Source organism: Streptomyces sp. NPDC041191 (assembly GCF_055591945.1).
On sequence record NZ_JBVIZC010000001.1, the window covers coordinates 557,045 to 573,934 of the forward strand.

The following is a 16,890-nucleotide window of genomic DNA, read 5'->3' on the forward strand; positions in this document are numbered from 1 at the left end:
CGGACGCCGCTTACGATGAGGCGCATGGGTGATGTGCTGGCCGGAATTCATGCCACCTGGGAGTTCGAGAGCGACGCCCTCGTCATCCGCTTCGAACGGGGGATTCGAACGCCGAAGCTCTTCCAGACCTTGCGCGAACGACGCATACCGTACGAGGCGTTGGCGTCCGTGGCGCTCACGCCCGGCAAGCGGGGCACCGTCGTGCTGCACGCCGCGCCGAGGCCGGGCGCCGATCCGCTGATGGAGGCGGCCGCGGGGCAGCTCAAGGAGAGCTGCGACCCGTACCGGCTGGTGCTCCCGGCGGACCGGGAGGCGCGGGCCGAGTACTACCGGGACGCGTTGCGGGCGATTCTGCCGCCGGAGCCGGGGGTCGCGGGGGCCCACGGCCCCGGCGGTAACGCGCGGCACGGCCCGTCCGGCGGGTTCGGTCCGCCCGACGGGATCGGCGGGATCGGTGAGACCGGTGAGACCGGTGAGATCGGTGAGATCGGTGGAACCGACGGGATCGACGGACCCGGCCGGACGGCGGACGAGGGGGCCGGCGGGTGTGCCGGGGCCGTGACGCCCGCCGACCGGTTCCTCGTGGCGCCGCCGTCCGGGCCGATGTCCTTCAAGGCGTACGACGGGAGGGCGAGCTTCGACGGCGGCTCCGAGGTCACGTTCCGCTGGTCCTCGACGGGGGCGTCCTCGGCCAAGTGGAAGGCGGGCGACCAGACCTTCCCGGTGCGGAGCCTGTGCGGGGTCGAGTGGCGGACGCCCGACGTCTTCGACGGATACCTGCGGCTCGTCCCCCGGTCCGGCGAGCCCCCGGCCGCCAGGCCCGACCACGACCCGGCGTCCGTCGTCTTCGGCCTCGGCTACGGGCCGGTCCACGAGTCCCTCCCCTTCGCGGCGGCGGTCCTCGCGGCGATCCGGGCCTCCGACCGCACCCCCGTGCCCGTGGGGGCCCGTACCCCCGAAGTGGTGGCCGAAAGGATTCGGCACTTGGGAGAACTGCACCGCGCTGGTCTGGTGACGGACGAGGAGTTCTCCGCGAAGAAGGCCGAGCTGCTGGCGGAGCTCTGACGGCCGGGGACCGGGCCGGGTGGCCGACGACCGGGGCAGGAAAGGAAGTCCGACGGCCGGAGGCGAAGGCCGGAAAACCGACGACCGGGGTGTCGGACCGGGGAGCTTCCCGCCCCCGAGTCATACCCGGTACCGGGCCGCGTCCCGGTCCCGGGTATGACGTCGGGGCCCGGAACCGCTGCCTACCCTGAGCGGGTCATGGCTACCGAACCGCGGCCCGAGCCGCCCGCCGCCCGGCCCGAACCGCCCGCCGCCCCACCGGCCGGGCCGCCTCCTCCCTCCGGACCGCCCGCCCTCCCCCCGCCCGTCGTCCCCCCGCCCGCCGGTCGCCGGTCCCTCGCCGGCACGCTGTCGGCCGTCCGGGCGAGCGGGATGTTCCAGGGGCTCGGCGCCGCGTTCACCACCCCCGCCGAACCCGGCGCGCCGCTGCTCGCCGACGCCTCCTCGCGGTGGGTGCGGCTGCTGCCGTACGTCGTCGCCCTCGCGTTCGCCGCCTCGCTCGTCCCCACCACCATCCACCTCCTCATCCACGACTACGGGCTCAACGGCGCCCTCGCCGGGGCGATCGGCACCGCCCAGGCGGCGCCGCTGCTGCTCGCCGTCGCCCACCCCCTCCAGGCGTGGTGGATCGTCTTCGCCGCCGACGTGCTCGGCGCGCTCGCGACGCTCGGTGCGGACCTGCCCCCGGCGCGGCTCTGGCCCTGGACGCCGCCGGCGGTCATCGGCTACTGCGCGCTGATGCTCGCGCTCGGCCTCCGCGAATCCCGGCGGGTCCTGTTCGGCGTGTGGCTGACGACCGGCGCGGCCGGGTACCTCCTGGGGGCCTTCCGGCCCGCCGGGCAGGTCGGCGTCCACACCCTGCTGCTCGTCCTGAGCGGGGTACTGCTGCTGCTCACCTCGGCCGTGCGCGCCCGGGGCGACGCACAGCGGCGGCTCGTGGAGCAGGAGACCATCAGCGAGGCCGAACGGGCCCGCCGCACGCTCCTGGAGGAGCGGGCCAGGATCGCGCGCGAGCTGCACGACGTCGTGGCCCACCACATGTCCGTGATCACCGTGCAGGCGGACTCCGCCCCGTACCGCGTCCCGGACCTCCCCGAGGCGGCCCGCGAGGAGTTCGTCTCCATCGCGGCGAGCGCGCGCGAGTCGCTGGCGGAGATGCGCCGGCTGCTCTCCGTCCTGCGCAGCGACGGCGGCGAGGACGAGCGGGCCCCGCAGCCGGGGCTCGGCCGGCTCCAGCAGCTGGTGGAGGCGACGGTGCGGGCCGGAGTGCCGGCCGAGCTGCGGCTCGCCGCCGGTCTCGGGGACGTGCCGCAGGCCGTGGACCTCTCCGCGTACCGGATCGCGCAGGAGGCCCTCGCCAACGTCGTCCGGCACGCGCCGGGCGCCCCGACCCGGGTGTCGGTCCGGGCCGACGACGGATGGCTGACGGTCCTCGTCGTCAACGGGCCTTCCCTGGAAGGCCGTTCCTCCGTCGAGCGGGGCGCCCCCGGGACCGGGCACGGGCTCGTCGGCATGCGGGAGCGCGTACGGTTGACCGGCGGCACGCTGGACACCGGGCCGCTGCCGGACGGCGGCTTCCGGGTCGCGGCCCGGCTCCCCCTGCGTACGAAGGACCCCGAGTGACCATCCGCGTGATCATCGTCGACGACCAGGCCATGGTGCGGGCCGGTTTCGCCGCGCTGCTCGCCGCGCAGCCCGACATCGACGTCGTCGGGGAGGCCCCCGACGGACGGCTGGGCGTGGAGGTGGCGCGGTCGGCGCACCCGGACGTGGTCCTGATGGACGTGCGGATGCCGGAGCTGGACGGGCTCGCGGCGGCGCGCGAGATCCTGCGTCCGCCGGCCGGGGTCACGCACCGGCCGAAGGTGCTGATGCTGACCACCTTCGACGTGGACGACTACGTGTACGAGGCGCTGCGCGCGGGCGCGTCCGGCTTCCTCCTGAAGGACGCGCCGCCGGCCGACCTGATCGCGGCGGTACGGGTGGTGGCGGCGGGCGAGGCGCTGCTCGCGCCCTCCGTGACCCGCCGTCTGATCGCCGACTTCGCCGCCTCCCGTCCGGCCCCGCGCCGGGACACCGCGGCCCTGCGCCTCAACGGCCTCACCCCGCGCGAGACGGAGGTCCTGGAGCTGATCGCCCGGGGCCTGTCCAACCAGGAGATCGCGGACGGCCTCGTCCTCGCCGAGCAGACGGTGAAGACCCACATCGGCCGGGTCCTCGCCAAACTGGACCTGCGCGACCGGGCCCAGGCGGTGGTCTTCGCGTACGAGTCGGGGCTCGTGACGCCCGGCACGGCCTGACCCGGGTACGGCCCCGGGGCGACCCGTGCCGCAGGGGCCCCCGGGAGATCCCCGCCCCTGGGGAAAGCCGTTCTCCGGGACATCCCCACCCCGGGACATCCCCACCCCGGGAGAAGCCACCCCCTGGGGGAAACCCCACCCCCGTCCTGGGGCCCACCGCTCCTCCACCCCCTACCCCGGTATCGGAAGGGAGTTGGCTCCCCGGTGTGACGTGCCGCCACCCCTCCTCTTCCTACCTTCCTCCCGTCGCCGGACGCACGGCGGACGAGTGAGGACCGGAGAGGGAGGGCGGCCGCATGCGCCGTACGACGAGGACCCTGATCACCGCCGCATTGGTGGCCTGCGTGGTCTCCGGGACGGCCGGGTGGGCGGCCGGGGACGCGCAGGAGGCCGTGACCGGAGCGCCGGTCGGGACGGGGGCCTGGCGGGGTGCGGGGCTGCCGGACCCGGAGCGGATGGGGCCGGCCGGGACCGCGCGGTTCTTCGCGGGACTCGGTCCCGTACGACGGAGGGAACTGGCCCGCGCCCATCCCGCGGTCGTCGGGAATCTGGACGGGACCCCTCCGGAGCTGCGGTACGAGGCCAACGCCCTCACCTCGGGAGGGCGGTTCGGGGACGCGCGGGTCCTCGCGTACGATCCGCGCGGCCGGGGCCAGGTGGTCCTGGTCTACGGGGACCTGGCGCGGGCCGCGCACGTCGCCGTGATCGTCCCCGGCTCCGACGTGGACGCCGGGCACGTCCGGCCGCTCGTGGACATGGCGACCGCGCTGCGCCGGGCGACCGGGAACCGCACGGCGGTCGTCGCCTGGGCCGGGTACACCACCCCCGTCGGCGTCGGCCTGGACGCGGCCACCGGCCGGCTCGCCGGGGCGGGGGCGGAGCGGCTCGCCCGCTTCACGGAGGGGCTCGCGGCCGTCGGGGCGGCCGAGCCCTCGGTGTTCTGCCACAGCTACGGCTCGGTGGTCTGCGGGCTCGCCGCCCGCGAGCTGAAGGCGAAGGACCTGGTGGTCCTCGGCTCGCCGGGGATGCGCGCCGGGAACGTCTCCGAACTCGGCACCTCCGCCCGGGTCTGGGCGGCGAAGGACCCCACCGACTGGATCGACCGGGTGCCGAACGTCTCGTTCGCGGGGCTCGGGCACGGCGCCGACCCCACGGAGCCGTCCTTCGGCGCGCGCCGCGTCCCGGCCGGGGACGCCACCGGACACGGGGGCTACTTCGCGGCCGGGACCTCCTCGCTCCGCGCGTTCGCCGCGATCGCCGCGGGGGACGTGCGATGAGCGCCCCCGCCCTCGTGAAGCGCACGGTCCGGCGGATCGAGTCGGGCACCCCCGCCCACCGCGACCGGGCGGTCGACGGGCTGCGGGCCCTCGCCCTGCTCGCCGTGCCGACCGGGCACTGGCTGCTCGGCGGGTTCACCCTCTCCTCCGACGGGGCAATCCACAACGCCAGCCCCCTGGGCACCTTCGCCGGGCTCGCGCCGGTCAGCTGGGTCCTCCAGATGCTGGGGATCTTCTTCCTGGTCGGCGGCTACGCCTCCGTCCTGTCGTACCGGCGCCGGAAGGGCTCCACGGGCGACTGGCTCAAGGGGCGGCTCGCCCGGCTCGGGCGGCCGGTGCTCGGGGTCACCGCCGTGTGGGCGGTGCTCCTGCCCCTCCTCCGCTTCGGGCCCGGGGTCCCCGTGGACACCCTGCGGACGGCGTCCACGCTGGTGGTCCAGCCGCTCTGGTTCGTCGGGGTCTACACGGTGGTCACCGCGCTCACCCCGTACTGCGTGCGGGCCGCCCGCCGCCTCGGGGTGTGGGCGGCGGCCCCGCTGCTCGGCTCGGTCGCCGTCGTCGACCTCCTGCGGTACGGGCCCTGGGCCGACGCCGTGCCGTCCTGGCTGAGCCTGCTGAACATCCTGCCCGGCTGGCTCTTCGCCTACCAGCTCGGCGTCTCGTGGGGCGAGGGCCGGGTCACCCGGTGGCACGCGTGGGTCCTCCTCGCCGGCGGGGCCGCCCTGTTCGCCGTGCTGCTGCTCGTCTTCGGCTACCCGGCGTCGATGGTCGGCGTCCCCGGCGAGGCCCGCACCAACTCGCACCCGCCGTCGCTGCTCGTCCTCGCCCTCGCCGCCGCGCAGAGCGGCGCCGCGATCCTGCTCCGCGACCGGTTCGGCGCGCTCCTGCGGCGGCCCGCGCTCTGGGCGCCGGTCGTGGTCGTCAACCTCTCCGCGATGACGGTCCTGTGCTGGCACCAGACGGCGATGCTCGCCGCCGCGGTCCCCGCCTCGTACGCCGGGGAGGTCCCGGGCCTGGTCGGCGCGCCCGACTCGGCGGGGTGGATCCTGGCCCGGCTCGCCTGGATGCCGGTCTTCGCCGGGCTCCTCGTCCTGATCGGCCGGTACGCCCGGGGCTTCGAGTCCCCGTGGGCGAAGGCCGGTCCGGCCCGCCGCGTCCTGGCGGGACTGCTCGCGGCGGGGTTCGCGGTCTTCGCCCTGGGGCCGGTGTGAACCCTCCGGCGGTCCGCTCAGACCTCCCGGCCCACCGACGTGAAGCTCATGTCCGGGTAGCGGTCGCCCGCCACCCGTCCGGCGATCGGCTCCAGTTCGGCCAGTTCGGCGCCGGTGAGGGTGATGCGGGTGGCGGCGGCGTTCTCCAGGAGGCGGGAGCGCCTGCGGGTGCCGGGGATCGGGACGACCGTGAGGCCGTGGACGGCGGCCCGCTGCTGGACCCAGGCGAGGGCGATCTGCGCCGGGGTGGCCCCGTGGGCGGCGGCGATCTTCCGGACCGGGTCGAGGAGGGCGGCGTTCCGCGCGGCGTTCTCCCCGGTGAACCGGGGCTGCCGGGCACGGAAGTCGTCGCCCGCCAGCTCCTTGGAGGCGTCCGTGAACGCCCCGGTCAGGAAGCCCCGGCCGAGCGGCGAGTACGGCACGACGGTCACGCCGAGGTCGGCGGCGGCCGGGACCGCGCTGCGCTCCACGTCCCGGGAGAAGAGCGACCACTCCGACTGGAGGGCGGTGATCGGGTGCACGGCGTGGGCCTCGCGCAGTTCGGGCCCGGTGACCTCGCTCAGGCCCAGGAAGCGGACCTTGCCCTCCCGGACGAGTTCGGCCATCGCGCCGACGGACTCCGCGAACGGGACCGCCGGGTCGCGGCGGTGCATGTAGTAGAGGTCGATGGTCTCGACGCCGAGACGGCGCAGGCTGGCCTCGACGGCGCTCCTGACGTACGCCGGGTCGTTGCGGACGCCCCGGTACGCGGGGTCGTCCGCGCGCCGCTCTATGGCGAACTTGGTGGCGAGGACGACCTCGTCGCGGTGGGCGGCGAGGAAGGGGGCGAGGAACTCCTCGTTGGCACCGACGCCGTAGATGTCGGCGGTGTCGATCAGGGTGACGCCGGCCTCCAGGGCCGCGTCGAGGGTGTCGCGGGCGGCGGCCTCGTCGGTGTCGCCGTAGAACTCGCTGATGCCCATGGCGCCGAAGCCCTGGACGCCGGTCTCCGGTCCGCCCCGGCCGCCGAGTCGTACGGTGTCGATCCTGGTCACGCTGGTCATGAAGGGGTTCCTCCGCATGCGGTCCCGTAGTGGCCGATCTTGATGTCGAGCACGGCGAGCGTGTCCTGGAGCTCGGTGATCCGGGCGAGGACGTCCCGGCGGGTGGCCTCCAGGAGGGCGCGCCGTTCCCCGCGCGTGTGGTCGCCCGCGCGCACCAGCTCGGCGTACCTGACCATGTCGGCGACCGGCATCCCGGTCAGCCGCAGCTTGCCGACGAAGGCGAGCCAGTCGAGGTCGCGGGCGGTGAAGCGGCGCTGCCCGGTGTGCGAGCGGTCGACGTGCGGCATGAGGCCGATCCGCTCGTACCAGCGCAGGGTGTGCGCCGAGAGCCCCGTGAGGGCGGCGACCTCGCTGATGGTGTGGTGCGTCCGGCTGTCGCCCCCGGTCGTACCGCTCGTGCTCGCGATCACGCTCATGCCCCCACGCTAGGGGGTTGGAGCGCACTCGAAGCAAGCCCGTTCCCGGGCGGGAAGTAGGCTCGGCCGCATGGAGAGTCCCGTGGAGAGCAACGTGGAAGACGGCCTGCCGAGCCTGGCGTCGATCGAGAACTGGCCCGTCCCCACCGCGGCCGCCGCCGTGGTCCGCGCGGACGGCACCCGGGCCGGGGCCTACGGTCCCACCGGGCGGCGCTTCCCGCTCGCCTCGGTGACCAAGCCGCTCGCGGCGTACGCGGTCCTCGTCGCGTACGAGGAGGGGGCGATCGACCTGGACGAGCCGGCCGGCCCCGAGGGATCGACCGTCCGTCACCTCCTCGCCCACACCTCGGGGCTCGCCTTCGACGAGCACCGGGTCACGGCCGCGCCGGGCACCCGCCGGATCTACTCCAACGCCGGTTTCGAGGTGCTGGGCGACCACGTCACCGGGGCCACCGGCATCCCCTTCGCCGAGTACCTGCGCCAGGCCGTCCTGGAGCCGCTGGGCATGGTGTCCACGACCCTCGACGGCTCGCCCGCCAAGGACGGCGTGTCCACCGTGGACGACCTGGCGCGGTTCGCCGCCGAGGTCCAGGCGCCCCGGCTGCTCGACGCCCGGACCGTCCTGGACGCGATGACCGTGGCGTACCCGGGCCTGACCGGCATCCTGCCCGGCTACGGGCACCAGCGGCCGAACGACTGGGGGCTCGGCTTCGAGATCCGCGACGGCAAGTCCCCGCACTGGACGGGCGCCGGCTCCTCGCCGCGCACCTTCGGGCACTTCGGCCAGTCCGGCACCTTCCTGTGGGTCGACCCGGACGCGCGGGCCGCGTGCGTGGCGCTCACCGACCGGCCCTTCGGACCGTGGGCGGTCGAGGCATGGCCGGCGTTCACGGACGCGGTCCTGGCGGACCTGCGGGCGGCGGGCTAGGCGCCGGGGCTCCGCACGGCGGACGTCCTCGCCCCCGGCCGGTAGTCGCGGACGCCCTCGTGCCCGGCCCGTCGCGGCGGATGCCGTCGCACCCGGTCCGCAGGGGCGGACGCCCTCGTGCCCGGCCCGTCGCGGCGGGCGCCGTCGTCGCTCACTCCTCGCAGCGGGCGGCGGGCAGCGTGCCGTCCGGGCCGCTGACCGTCACCTCGATCCGGCCCGCCGGGTGCTCCGCGTAGGCCGTCGTGCAGACCAGCTGGAGGACGGCGCCCTCCGAAAGGCCCCGCACGGCGAAGGGGGTCCGGAGCAGACGCGCCGAGGCGGACCCGGCCGGGTCCGCCTCCACGCGCGGCGCCCGGGTGCCGTCCCCCGGCAGGGCGGTGGTGACGCCCGCCGCGGTCTCGGTGTCCCGCGGGCCGGCGAGGAGCGCGGCGAGGGCCTTGTCCGTGAGGCTCCGCCCGGGGCCCTGGGCGTCGGCGGGGGCCTCGCGTCCGGGCCCGAACCTGTCGTACGGGGCCCGCCCGGCCCCCGACGCGCCCCACGGGAGGCCGGCGCGGCCGACGTCGCGGACCACCGGCATCGTGCGGCCGTCGGGGCCGAGGAAGTAGAGCACCATCCGGTCCTCGGGCACCGGCCCGACGATGACGGTCGCGGCGCCGCCCGCCTCCACGACGTCGCTCTCCCGTATGCCGCAGCCGGCCAGGGCGACCAGGGCGGCCAGGCCGGAGAGGAGCGCGGCGGCCGTACGGCGGCGCCCGGCGGGGCCGCCCGCGCGGCGGCCCTCCGCGACGGCGCCCGCCCGGCGCCTCACCGCGGCATCCGCACGGTGAACACGGCTCCGCCTCCGGGCCGGTTGGCCGCCGTGACGGTGCCGCCGTGGAGCCGGACGTTCTCCAGGGTGATCGCGAGGCCGAGGCCGCTGCCCGCCGAACGGGCCCTGGCCCGGTCCGCCTTGTAGAAGCGGTCGAAGACGTGCGGCAGGACCTCCGGGTCGATGCCGGGCCCCCGGTCGGCGACCTCCGTCACGAGCACCTGCCCCTCCGCGTACAGCCGGACCGTGACCGGTGCCTCCCCGTGCCGCAGCGCGTTGCCGACGAGGTTGGCCACGACGACGTCGAAGCGGCGCGGGTCGAGCCGGGCCCTGATCCCCTCCGCGAGGTGCGGGACGACCTGCTCCGGGTCGGTCCAGTGCCGGTGCTGGAGGGTCTTGTGGACGCAGTCGGCGGCGTCGACCTCGTCCGTGTGCAGCTCGGCGGCGCGGGCGTCGAAGCGGGAGATCTCCATCAGGTCCTCGACCAGGAGGGCGAGCTTGCCGGTCTCGGTGCTGATCAGGCGGACCGCGCGGGCGGTGTCGCTGTCGAGGCTCCCGGCGTCCTCGTCCAGGACCTCGGTGACGGCGAGCATCCCGGCGAGCGGGGTGCGCAGTTCGTGCGAGACATCGGAGGCGAAGCGACGGGCGCGGGCCTCGGCGTCGCGGAGTTCGGCGACGGAGCGTTCGAGCCGGGCGGCGGACTCGTTGAACGTGCGGGCGAGGCCCGCGAGTTCGTCGCGCCCCTTGGCGTGGATGCGGGTGTCGAGGCGGCCTCGCCCCATGCTGTGGGCGGCGCGCCGCAGTTCCCGTACGGGGCGGAGCACGCCCCGGGCGGCGAGGAGCGCGGGGATCAGGGCGACGGCGAGGGCGGGGAGGGCCCCGTCGCGGGCGGCGGTGACCATGGCCTCGATGCCGGCCTCCTCCTCGTTCAGCTCCATGACGGCGTAGAGGACGAGGCCGGTGTGCTGGGCGGTGCCCTCGGTCGCGTGGGTGCGGAAGACGGCGGGGACGGCGATGGTCAGGTACGGGACGCCGTCCTTCACCACGCGCTGGAAGCTGCCGTGCGGGGTGGCGGCGCGGGCGCGGGCGCGGGCCCTGAGTTCGGGGGTGACGACGGAGGAGGTGGGGCGGTCGGTGGAGGAGACGCGGACGGTGCCGTACTCGGCGTAGACGCGCCAGGGACGGGGCTTGCCCTGGCGGGCGATCCGGAGGAGCGCGTCCCGCAGGTTGTCGGTGTCGACGGGCAGGGTGACGGCGAGTTCGTCGACCTGCTCGCGGAAGGCGGAGACGGCGGTGTTCTGGGTCTGCTCCAGGATGGCGTTGCGGGCGGCCCGGTAGGTGAGGGCGGCGGTGGTGCCGCAGCCGACGGCCGCGACGAGCAGGAAGGCCAGGACGAGCCGGGTGCGCAGGCCGAAGGGGTGCGGGCGCAGGCGCGGGGGGCGGGCCTTCCGGCGGGACCCCGCCTCCTCCGGGGCGGAGGCGCGACCGTGGGGGCCTTCGCCGCCCGGGGCGGACGGGCGGTCGTAAGGTCCACCGGTCCCGGAGTCGGACGCCCGTCCGTGGGGCCCACCGGCCCCGGAGTCGGACACCCGGTCGCGGGGTCCACCGGTCGCGGGGCCGGACGCCCGGTCTCGGGGTCCACCGGTCCCGGGGCCGGGCACCCGTCCCTGGGGCCCGTCGTCCCCGGGGTCGGTCGCCCCGGGCCGCACGCACGCCTTCACAGCGGGCCGAAGCGGTAGCCGAAGCCCCGCAGGGTCTGGATGTAGCGGGGTTCGCCCGGGACGTCCTCGATCTTGTTCCGGAGCCGGCGGACACAGGCGTCGACCAGCCGCGCGTCCCCGTGGTAGCTGTGCTCCCAGACGTGTTCGAGGAGCTGCTGCCGGCTGAAGACCTGCTCGGGGGCGGCGGTGAGGTGGAGCAGCAGCTTCATCTCGGAGGGGGCGAGGGCGATCCGTTCACCCGCCTTGGCGACGGTGAGCCCGGCCCGGTCGACGGCCAGTTCGCCGTGGAGCTCGACGGCGGGCCGCGCGCCGCCGGGCTCCTCGATGCGGCGGAGCACGGCCCGTATCCGTGCCTCGATGACCTCGGTGCGGGCGGGCTTGACGATGTAGTCGTCCGCCCCGGCCTCCAGGCCGACGACGATGTCGAAGTCGTCGCCCCGGGCGGTGAGCATGATGATCGGGAGCTGGCTGTCCTCCCGGACCCGGCGGCAGACCTGGACGCCGTTCATGCCGGGCAGCATCAGGTCGAGCAGGAGCAGGTCCGGCCGGAACTCCCCGAGCGCGGCGAGCCCGGCCTCCCCGGTGGGGGCGGTCCGCACCTCGTGTCCGCGCCGCCGGAGCCCGAGTTCGACGCCCTCGCGGACGGACGGGTCGTCTTCTATCAGGAGCACGCGGGGCATCTGCGGAGTATCCCAAGGTCGTCGGGGCGGGGCTTCCCCGGGGCGGGGTCACGCACGGCGGGTGAGGGCGCGGAGGCGGGCGCCCCCGGCCGCGAGGAGGTTCCGCACCTCGGTGAGGCGGAGGGGGCGGGCGAGCAGGGCGAAGACGGCGAGGATCGCGAGGGCCCCGGCGAGCCCGGCGGCGACGGGCCCCGCCGGTCCCGCGGCGCGGGCGGCGAGGAGGCCGTACCCGGTGGCTGGGACGGCGGCGACGAGCATCCGCGCGAGGGCGGGCACCGCGCCGCCGCCGGGGAGGACCGGGCCGTCTCCGGAGGACGTGCCGCCGGGGTTCTCCGGCGGCGCGGTGCCGCCCCGCAGCACGCGCCGCAGCACGTACGCCGTGACGCCCCAGCCCGCCCACAGGGCGAGGGAGTACGCCGCCGCCATGCCCGCGACGGTCCAGCGGTCGGGGAGGAGCCGGTACGCGGCGAGGGAGAGGCCCGCGTTGAGCCCCGCGATCACCAGGTTGAGCAGGAACGGGGTGCGCGTGTCGCGCAGGGCGTAGAAGGCGCGGGTGCACACGTACTGCCCGGAGAGGGCGACCAGTCCGGGCGCGAGGGCCATCAGGATCCAGGACATCGCGCGGACGTCGTCGTCGTCCGTCGCCCCGTACCGGAAGACCACGGTCATCAGGGGTACGGCGAGCGCGAACAGCGCGCAGGCGGCGGGGACGACGGCGGCGGCGCTGGTCCGCAGCGCGTACGAGACGTCCCGCCGGACCCCCGCGAGGTCGCCGTCGGCGGCCGCGCCGCTCATCCGGGGCAGCAGGGCGGTGACGAGGGAGACGGTGACGATGCCGTGCGGGACGGTCCACAGCAGATAGGCGTTGTTGTACGCGGCGAGGCCCGCGCCGCCGCCGGCCGCCGCGTCGCCCGCCGAGGTGGCGACCCAGGTGGTCACCCAGTACGCGCCCTGGTTGGTGAGGACGAGCAGCACCAGCCAGCCGGCCGACCGCAGCGGGGCCGCGAGGCCGCTGCCGCGCCAGTCGAGGCGGGGCCGCCAGCGGAAGCCGGCGGCGCGCAGCGGGGGGACGAGCGCGAGGGCCTGGAGCGCGATGCCGGCGGTGGTGCCCCAGCCGAGGAGCGCGGTCTCGCCCGGGGTGAGCGCGCCCCCGTCGCCCACCACCAGGAAGAGGCCGAAGACGGCGGCGACGACGACGTTGTTGAGGACGGGCGTCCACATCATGGCGCCGAACCGGCCCCGGGCGTTGAGGACCTGGCCGAGGAGCGTGAAGAGGCCGAGGAAGAAGATCTGCGGAAGGCAGGTGCGGGCGAAGGCGACGGTCATCTCCCGCTGGTCGCCCGTGTAGTCGGTGTACGCGTCGACGATCGGCGGCGCGGCGAGGACGGCGGCGGCGGTGAGGACGGCGAGGGCGAGCGCGCAGAGGGTGAGGAGGCGGTCGGTGTAGGCGACGCCGCCGTCCTCGTGTTCCTTGGCGGCCTTGACCAGTTCGGGGACGAAGACCGCGTTGAGGGCGCCGCCGAGGAGCAGGGTGTAGACGATGGTGGGGACGGAGTTGCCGACCGCGTAGCCGTCGGCGACGGTGGCCGCGCCGAGCGCGGCGGCGACGACGGAGGCGCGGACGAAGCCGGTGGCGCGGGAGACGAGCGATCCGGCGGCCATGAGGGCGCCGCTGCGGAGCGCGGACGGGGCCGCGGCCTTCCGTCCCGGCGCGGCGAGGGTGGCCGTCACCGGCGGGCCAGGTACGCCTGGAAGGCGCGGTACAGCGCCTGGTTGGTCGTGCCCCGCATCGGAATCTCCCACTCCCCCAGCGTCTCGACGACCTGGCCGCCCGTGCCGAGCTTCCAGCGGAGGAGGCCGTGGGCGCGGTCGTCCGGGTCGAGGGTGGAGGGTACCCCGCGCAGGTCGTAGACGGCGGCGCCGAGGGAGTGGGCGTCGAGCAGCATGCGCCACTGGAGGGCGTTGGAGGGGCGGACCTCGCGGCGGTGGTCGGCGGAGGCGCCGGTCTGGTACCAGACGCGCCCGCCGGCGGTGATCATGGTGTGGGCGGCGAGGACCTCGCCCCCGTGGCGGGCGAGGTAGAGCCTCATCCGGCCGGGCTCCTCGGCGTTGAGGACCGCGTACTGGCGCTCGTAGTACGCGAGGGAGCGGCCGAGCCGGAAGCCGTCGCGCTCCTCGGTGATCCCGAGCAGCCGGTAGAACTCGGGCAGGTCGGCGGCGGTCCCGACGGTGACCTCGACGCCGGCCTTCCGGGCCCTGCGGACGTTGCGCCGCCACTCCTGGTTGAGGCCGGACCACAGGTCGTCGGCGCTGCGGCCGGCGAGCGGGACCTGGAAGACGTGCCGGGGCTGGGCGTCGGCGCCGTCCTCGGAGTCGCCGCCGCAGCGGCGCCAGCCCCGGGCCCGGAGGCGTTCGGCGACGACGGTGCCGAGGGGATCGACCTCGTCGGCGAGGACGTCGGCGAGGCGCCGGCCGGGTCCGGCGGCGGCCTTGACGGTGGCGGCGTTCCAGCGGCGGTGGGCGGGGCCGGGCCCGATGCGCACGGCGAAGGCTCCGGAGGCGCGCAGATGGCCGAGGAGCGGGTCGAGCCAGTCGTCCACCCCGGGATCGGCCCAGTCGGCGACGGGCCCCTCGGGCAGGTAGGCGAAGTGCTTCCGGGTCCCGGGGAAGGTCCGCAGCAGCACGAGCGCGACACCCGTCAGGTCGCCGCCCTCCGGCCCCCACCCCACGAGCTGGTGGCCCCACCCCTCCTTCACCCCGGCCCACGAGGGGAGCTGGAGGAAGCTGGGGCCGTCCGCGCCGGAGCGGGACGCGAGGAAGGCGCGGTACGCCCCGGGGGTGACGGGTCCGAGCCGGACCGGCCGGGCGGGGGCGCGGCGGTCCGTGGGGGCGCGGCGGTCGGCGGGTGCGGCGGTCACGAGCGACGCTGACACAACGGGGGCCTCCTGGTTCCGCCCCTCGGTGGTGGGGCGCCCAGCAGGTTCACAGCCGAATGCGACGGAGCCGCACGGCGTGTGTGACCGGACGGTGACCGTTCCGCCGCAGCCCCCGTCACAGGGGCCCGTGCCCGCCCGGCCGGCCCTACAGTCCAGGACATCCCACCCCTTTTCCCACCTCGCGGAGGCTTCCGTGCCGCCCATGCGCACCCCCCGTCCCGCCCTCGCGGCCGCCGCCCTGGCCGTCTCCCTCACGGCCTGCACCGCACAGGCGGTGGACGAGGGCCCGGCGGAGGACCGGACCCCGGCCGCGCCCCCGGCGAAGGTGACGGTCGTGGACCGGACGGCGGGCCGGCCCGTGACGGTGACGGCCGCGAACGGCACGCTGGTCGCCGTGAGGGTCACGGCGGCGGACGGCACGGTCCTCACCGGCCGCGCGGACGGGGGCGGTACGCGCTGGACGTCGGACCGCAAGGCGGCCCCGGGCGTCTCGTACACGGTGGAGACGACCGTCCGCGCCGCCGACGGCAAGGAGACGACGGCCCGTTCGCCCTTCTCCACCCCGGCCCCCGCGAAGGTCAACAGGCTGACCCTGGCCCCCGGCAAGAACACCACCGTGGGCATCGGGCACCCCCTCTCGATCGTCTTCGACCTCCCGGTGACGAAGAAGGCGGACATCGAGAAGCAGCTCAGGGTGACGACCTCGAACGCCACCGAGGGCTCCTGGGGCTGGGTCAGGGACTGGTCGGGCCGGGACCGGGCCGACTGGCGGCCGAAGGAGTACTGGAAGCCCGGCACGAAGGTCACCCTGGAGGCGGACCTGAACGGCACCGACTCGGGAGGGGGCTGGTTCATACGGGACTACCGCACGGGCTTCACGGTCGGCGCCGCGCAGGTGGTCCGGGTCGACCTGGACCGGCACCGCCTGACCCTGGAGAAGGACGGAAGGACGGTCCGCACGATCCCGGTCTCCGGCGGCACCCCCGGCGGCGACAAGCGCTCCTGGCGGGGCACGGCCGTCCTGATGGCGAAGGAGGGCGCCATCAACATGAACTCGGAGACGGTGGGCCTGGGCGACGCCTACGACAAGATGGTCGACCACTCGATGCGCCTGACCTGGTCGGGCATGTACGCCCACGCGGCGCCGTGGAACGCGGCGTACTTCGGGCGGGCGAACAGGAGCTCCGGCTGCATCGGCATGAGCGACGCCGACGCGGCGTCCTTCTACGCCCTGGTGAACGTCGGCGACCCCTTCGAGATCACGGGCCGCGACACGAAGGGCACGGTCGCGGAGGGCAACGGCTACGGGGCGTGGAACGTGGGCTGGACGGAGTGGCGGGCGAAGAGCGCGCTGCGCTGAGCGCCGGGCGCACAACGGGGTTACTCCCACGGGTGGTTTACGTGATACGCCCTGCCGGCCCGCGATGTCCCGGATACGCTCGGCAACGCAGCGTGGAGGACGCCGTGCGCGTCGCAGGGCCGGAGGCAATGATCGTGGTCAACATCCAGCAACTCGACCCCAGCGCTTCCCCGCTGGACTACTACGGCTGGGAACTCCGCCGTCAGCGTGAGGCGCACGGTCTCACGCAGCAGCAGCTCGGAGACATCATCTTCTGCACGGGCTCCCTCGTCGGTCAGATCGAGACGACGAGGAAGCTCCCCACCCGGGAGTTCTCGGAGCGGGTGGACGCGGCACTCGGCACGGGCGGGATGTTCTCCCGGCTGATCGGACTGGTGCTGCGAAGCCAACTTCCGTCATGGTTTCAGCCGTACGCGGACCTGGAAGCTCGTGCCACGTACATTTCCGCGTTCCAGTCGCAGGTCGTCTACGGTTTGCTGCAGACATCGGGGTACGCGCGCGCCCTGCTCGCTGTCGACTACCCGGACAAGGTCGAGGAATTGCTGGCGGCCCGGCTCGAACGCCAGCGCATTCTGGAACGTGCCGAACCGCCCGCCCTGTGGGTCGTGCTGAGCGAGGCCGTGCTGCTTCAGGAGGTGGGCAGCCTTGAGGTCATGCGCGAGCAACTGGCCCACCTGTTGGCCTTCCGCGACAACCCGTGGGTACAGATCCAGGTGCTTCCGTTCACCGCCCGTGAACACACGGGGCTGATGGGATCGTTCAACCTTCTCAGGTTCGACGACGACCCCGACATCTTCTACGTCGACGGATACGACCAGGGCCACATGACCGCCAATCCTTCCGTGATCAAGGAGCGTTCCGTCGGCTACGCTCGGCTGCAAGCCGCCGCCCTCTCCCCCGAGGACTCGGCGGCACTGATCACCCGCGTGATGGAGGAACGCCATGGAGACCCGTCCTGACCTGACCGCAGCGCGGTGGCGGAAGTCGTCGCACAGCGGCACCAACGGCGGTGACTGCGTCGAGGTGGCCGACCACTTCCCCGGCACCGTCCCCGTCCGCGACAGCAAGAACCCCACCGGCCCCGCCCTGCTCGTCGGCACCGGGGCGTGGCAGGCGTTCGTGGACGGGCTCCGCTGAGGACCGTC

General features: G+C 75.2%; 16 protein-coding genes. 9 read left to right on the forward strand and 7 right to left on the reverse strand.

All coding sequences use genetic code 11. The features are described 5' to 3' along the window. Positions 1-24 precede the first annotated feature (24 nt). The 5 genes from ACZ6AQ_RS02500 (at position 25) to ACZ6AQ_RS02520 (ending at position 5,853) form a co-directional block, all read left to right on the forward strand. Positions 25-1,065, forward strand: coding sequence for a DUF4429 domain-containing protein (locus ACZ6AQ_RS02500; RefSeq protein ID WP_468756877.1), 1,041 nt, complete (start codon positions 25-27; stop codon positions 1,063-1,065). A 198-nt stretch (positions 1,066-1,263) separates the two neighbouring features. Then, positions 1,264-2,688, forward strand: coding sequence for a sensor histidine kinase (locus ACZ6AQ_RS02505; protein WP_468756879.1), 1,425 nt, complete (start codon positions 1,264-1,266; stop codon positions 2,686-2,688). Then, positions 2,685-3,365 carry a response regulator gene (locus ACZ6AQ_RS02510; protein WP_388694555.1) on the forward strand — a complete coding sequence of 227 codons (681 nt, stop codon included), beginning with the start codon at positions 2,685-2,687 and terminating at the stop codon, positions 3,363-3,365. Before ACZ6AQ_RS02505 ends, ACZ6AQ_RS02510 begins: the two co-directional genes overlap by 4 nt. A gap of 296 nt (positions 3,366-3,661) precedes the next feature. Beyond that, complete coding sequence (locus tag ACZ6AQ_RS02515) at positions 3,662-4,642, forward strand: alpha/beta hydrolase (protein ID WP_468756881.1); 981 nt, start codon at positions 3,662-3,664, stop codon at positions 4,640-4,642. Next, positions 4,639-5,853 carry an acyltransferase family protein gene (locus ACZ6AQ_RS02520; protein ID WP_468756882.1) on the forward strand — a complete coding sequence of 405 codons (1,215 nt, stop codon included), beginning with the start codon at positions 4,639-4,641 and terminating at the stop codon, positions 5,851-5,853. The genes ACZ6AQ_RS02515 and ACZ6AQ_RS02520 overlap by 4 nt, the downstream gene beginning before the upstream one ends. A gap of 17 nt (positions 5,854-5,870) precedes the next feature. Here the strand turns inward: ACZ6AQ_RS02520 and ACZ6AQ_RS02525 are convergent, their stop codons facing one another. Together ACZ6AQ_RS02525 and ACZ6AQ_RS02530 are read right to left on the reverse strand one after the other, a co-directional pair. Further along, entirely contained in the window at positions 5,871-6,896 is a 1,026-nt protein-coding gene (locus tag ACZ6AQ_RS02525; RefSeq protein ID WP_468756883.1) for an aldo/keto reductase, read from the reverse strand. Then, positions 6,893-7,312, reverse strand: a complete 420-nt coding sequence (locus ACZ6AQ_RS02530; protein WP_468756885.1) for a MerR family transcriptional regulator — start codon at positions 7,310-7,312, stop codon at positions 6,893-6,895. The genes ACZ6AQ_RS02525 and ACZ6AQ_RS02530 overlap by 4 nt, the downstream gene beginning before the upstream one ends. A gap of 70 nt (positions 7,313-7,382) precedes the next feature. On the opposite strand from ACZ6AQ_RS02530, the gene ACZ6AQ_RS02535 reads away from it, so the two are divergent. Beyond that, positions 7,383-8,240 carry a serine hydrolase domain-containing protein gene (locus ACZ6AQ_RS02535; RefSeq protein WP_468756887.1) on the forward strand — a complete coding sequence of 286 codons (858 nt, stop codon included), beginning with the start codon at positions 7,383-7,385 and terminating at the stop codon, positions 8,238-8,240. A 151-nt stretch (positions 8,241-8,391) separates the two neighbouring features. Here ACZ6AQ_RS02535 and ACZ6AQ_RS02540 read toward each other — a convergent pair whose 3' ends face one another. The 5 genes from ACZ6AQ_RS02540 to ACZ6AQ_RS02560 all read right to left on the reverse strand — a co-directional run bounded on the left by ACZ6AQ_RS02540 (position 8,392) and on the right by ACZ6AQ_RS02560 (position 14,382). Beyond that, positions 8,392-9,048, reverse strand: coding sequence for a hypothetical protein (locus tag ACZ6AQ_RS02540; RefSeq protein ID WP_468756889.1), 657 nt, complete (start codon positions 9,046-9,048; stop codon positions 8,392-8,394). Then, positions 9,045-10,637, reverse strand: coding sequence for an ATP-binding protein (locus ACZ6AQ_RS02545; RefSeq protein ID WP_468756890.1), 1,593 nt, complete (start codon positions 10,635-10,637; stop codon positions 9,045-9,047). The genes ACZ6AQ_RS02540 and ACZ6AQ_RS02545 overlap by 4 nt, the downstream gene beginning before the upstream one ends. Positions 10,638-10,765: 128 nt before the next feature. Then, positions 10,766-11,449, reverse strand: coding sequence for a response regulator (locus tag ACZ6AQ_RS02550; RefSeq protein ID WP_468756891.1), 684 nt, complete (start codon positions 11,447-11,449; stop codon positions 10,766-10,768). A 48-nt stretch (positions 11,450-11,497) separates the two neighbouring features. Continuing rightward, positions 11,498-13,180, reverse strand: coding sequence for a murein biosynthesis integral membrane protein MurJ (murJ, locus tag ACZ6AQ_RS02555; RefSeq protein WP_468756893.1), 1,683 nt, complete (start codon positions 13,178-13,180; stop codon positions 11,498-11,500). After that, positions 13,177-14,382, reverse strand: coding sequence for a lipid II:glycine glycyltransferase FemX (locus ACZ6AQ_RS02560; protein WP_468756895.1), 1,206 nt, complete (start codon positions 14,380-14,382; stop codon positions 13,177-13,179). The genes murJ and ACZ6AQ_RS02560 overlap by 4 nt, the downstream gene beginning before the upstream one ends. Before the next feature lie 205 nt (positions 14,383-14,587). Here ACZ6AQ_RS02560 and ACZ6AQ_RS02565 point away from each other — a divergent pair, with 205 nt between their 5' ends. The 3 genes from ACZ6AQ_RS02565 (at position 14,588) to ACZ6AQ_RS02575 (ending at position 16,882) form a co-directional block, all read left to right on the forward strand. Then, a complete protein-coding gene (locus tag ACZ6AQ_RS02565; protein WP_468756897.1) occupies positions 14,588-15,745 on the forward strand; it encodes a L,D-transpeptidase in 1,158 nt (385 codons plus the stop codon). 134 nt (positions 15,746-15,879) lie between these two features. Beyond that, positions 15,880-16,704, forward strand: coding sequence for a helix-turn-helix domain-containing protein (locus ACZ6AQ_RS02570; RefSeq protein ID WP_468757071.1), 825 nt, complete (start codon positions 15,880-15,882; stop codon positions 16,702-16,704). After that, positions 16,688-16,882 (forward strand): DUF397 domain-containing protein, encoded by a 195-nt coding sequence (locus ACZ6AQ_RS02575; RefSeq protein WP_468756899.1) that lies wholly within the window; start codon positions 16,688-16,690, stop codon positions 16,880-16,882. The genes ACZ6AQ_RS02570 and ACZ6AQ_RS02575 overlap by 17 nt, the downstream gene beginning before the upstream one ends. Positions 16,883-16,890: the final 8 nt, after the last annotated feature.

Bases quoted from the DNA above. Each gene is read 5' to 3' on its own strand.
- ACZ6AQ_RS02535 (WP_468756887.1), top strand. From the start codon at position 7,383: ATGGAGAGTCCCGTGGAGAGCAACGTGGAAGACGGCCTGCCGAGCCTG.
- ACZ6AQ_RS02565 (WP_468756897.1), top strand. From the start codon at position 14,588: ATGCGCACCCCCCGTCCCGCCCTCGCGGCCGCCGCCCTGGCCGTCTCC.
- ACZ6AQ_RS02505 (WP_468756879.1), top strand. From the start codon at position 1,264: ATGGCTACCGAACCGCGGCCCGAGCCGCCCGCCGCCCGGCCCGAACCG.
- ACZ6AQ_RS02525 (WP_468756883.1), bottom strand. From the start codon at position 6,896: ATGACCAGCGTGACCAGGATCGACACCGTACGACTCGGCGGCCGGGGC.
- ACZ6AQ_RS02520 (WP_468756882.1), top strand. From the start codon at position 4,639: ATGAGCGCCCCCGCCCTCGTGAAGCGCACGGTCCGGCGGATCGAGTCG.
- ACZ6AQ_RS02515 (WP_468756881.1), top strand. From the start codon at position 3,662: ATGCGCCGTACGACGAGGACCCTGATCACCGCCGCATTGGTGGCCTGC.
- ACZ6AQ_RS02575 (WP_468756899.1), top strand. From the start codon at position 16,688: ATGGAGACCCGTCCTGACCTGACCGCAGCGCGGTGGCGGAAGTCGTCG.
- ACZ6AQ_RS02500 (WP_468756877.1), top strand. From the start codon at position 25: ATGGGTGATGTGCTGGCCGGAATTCATGCCACCTGGGAGTTCGAGAGC.
- ACZ6AQ_RS02530 (WP_468756885.1), bottom strand. From the start codon at position 7,312: ATGAGCGTGATCGCGAGCACGAGCGGTACGACCGGGGGCGACAGCCGG.
- ACZ6AQ_RS02550 (WP_468756891.1), bottom strand. From the start codon at position 11,449: ATGCCCCGCGTGCTCCTGATAGAAGACGACCCGTCCGTCCGCGAGGGC.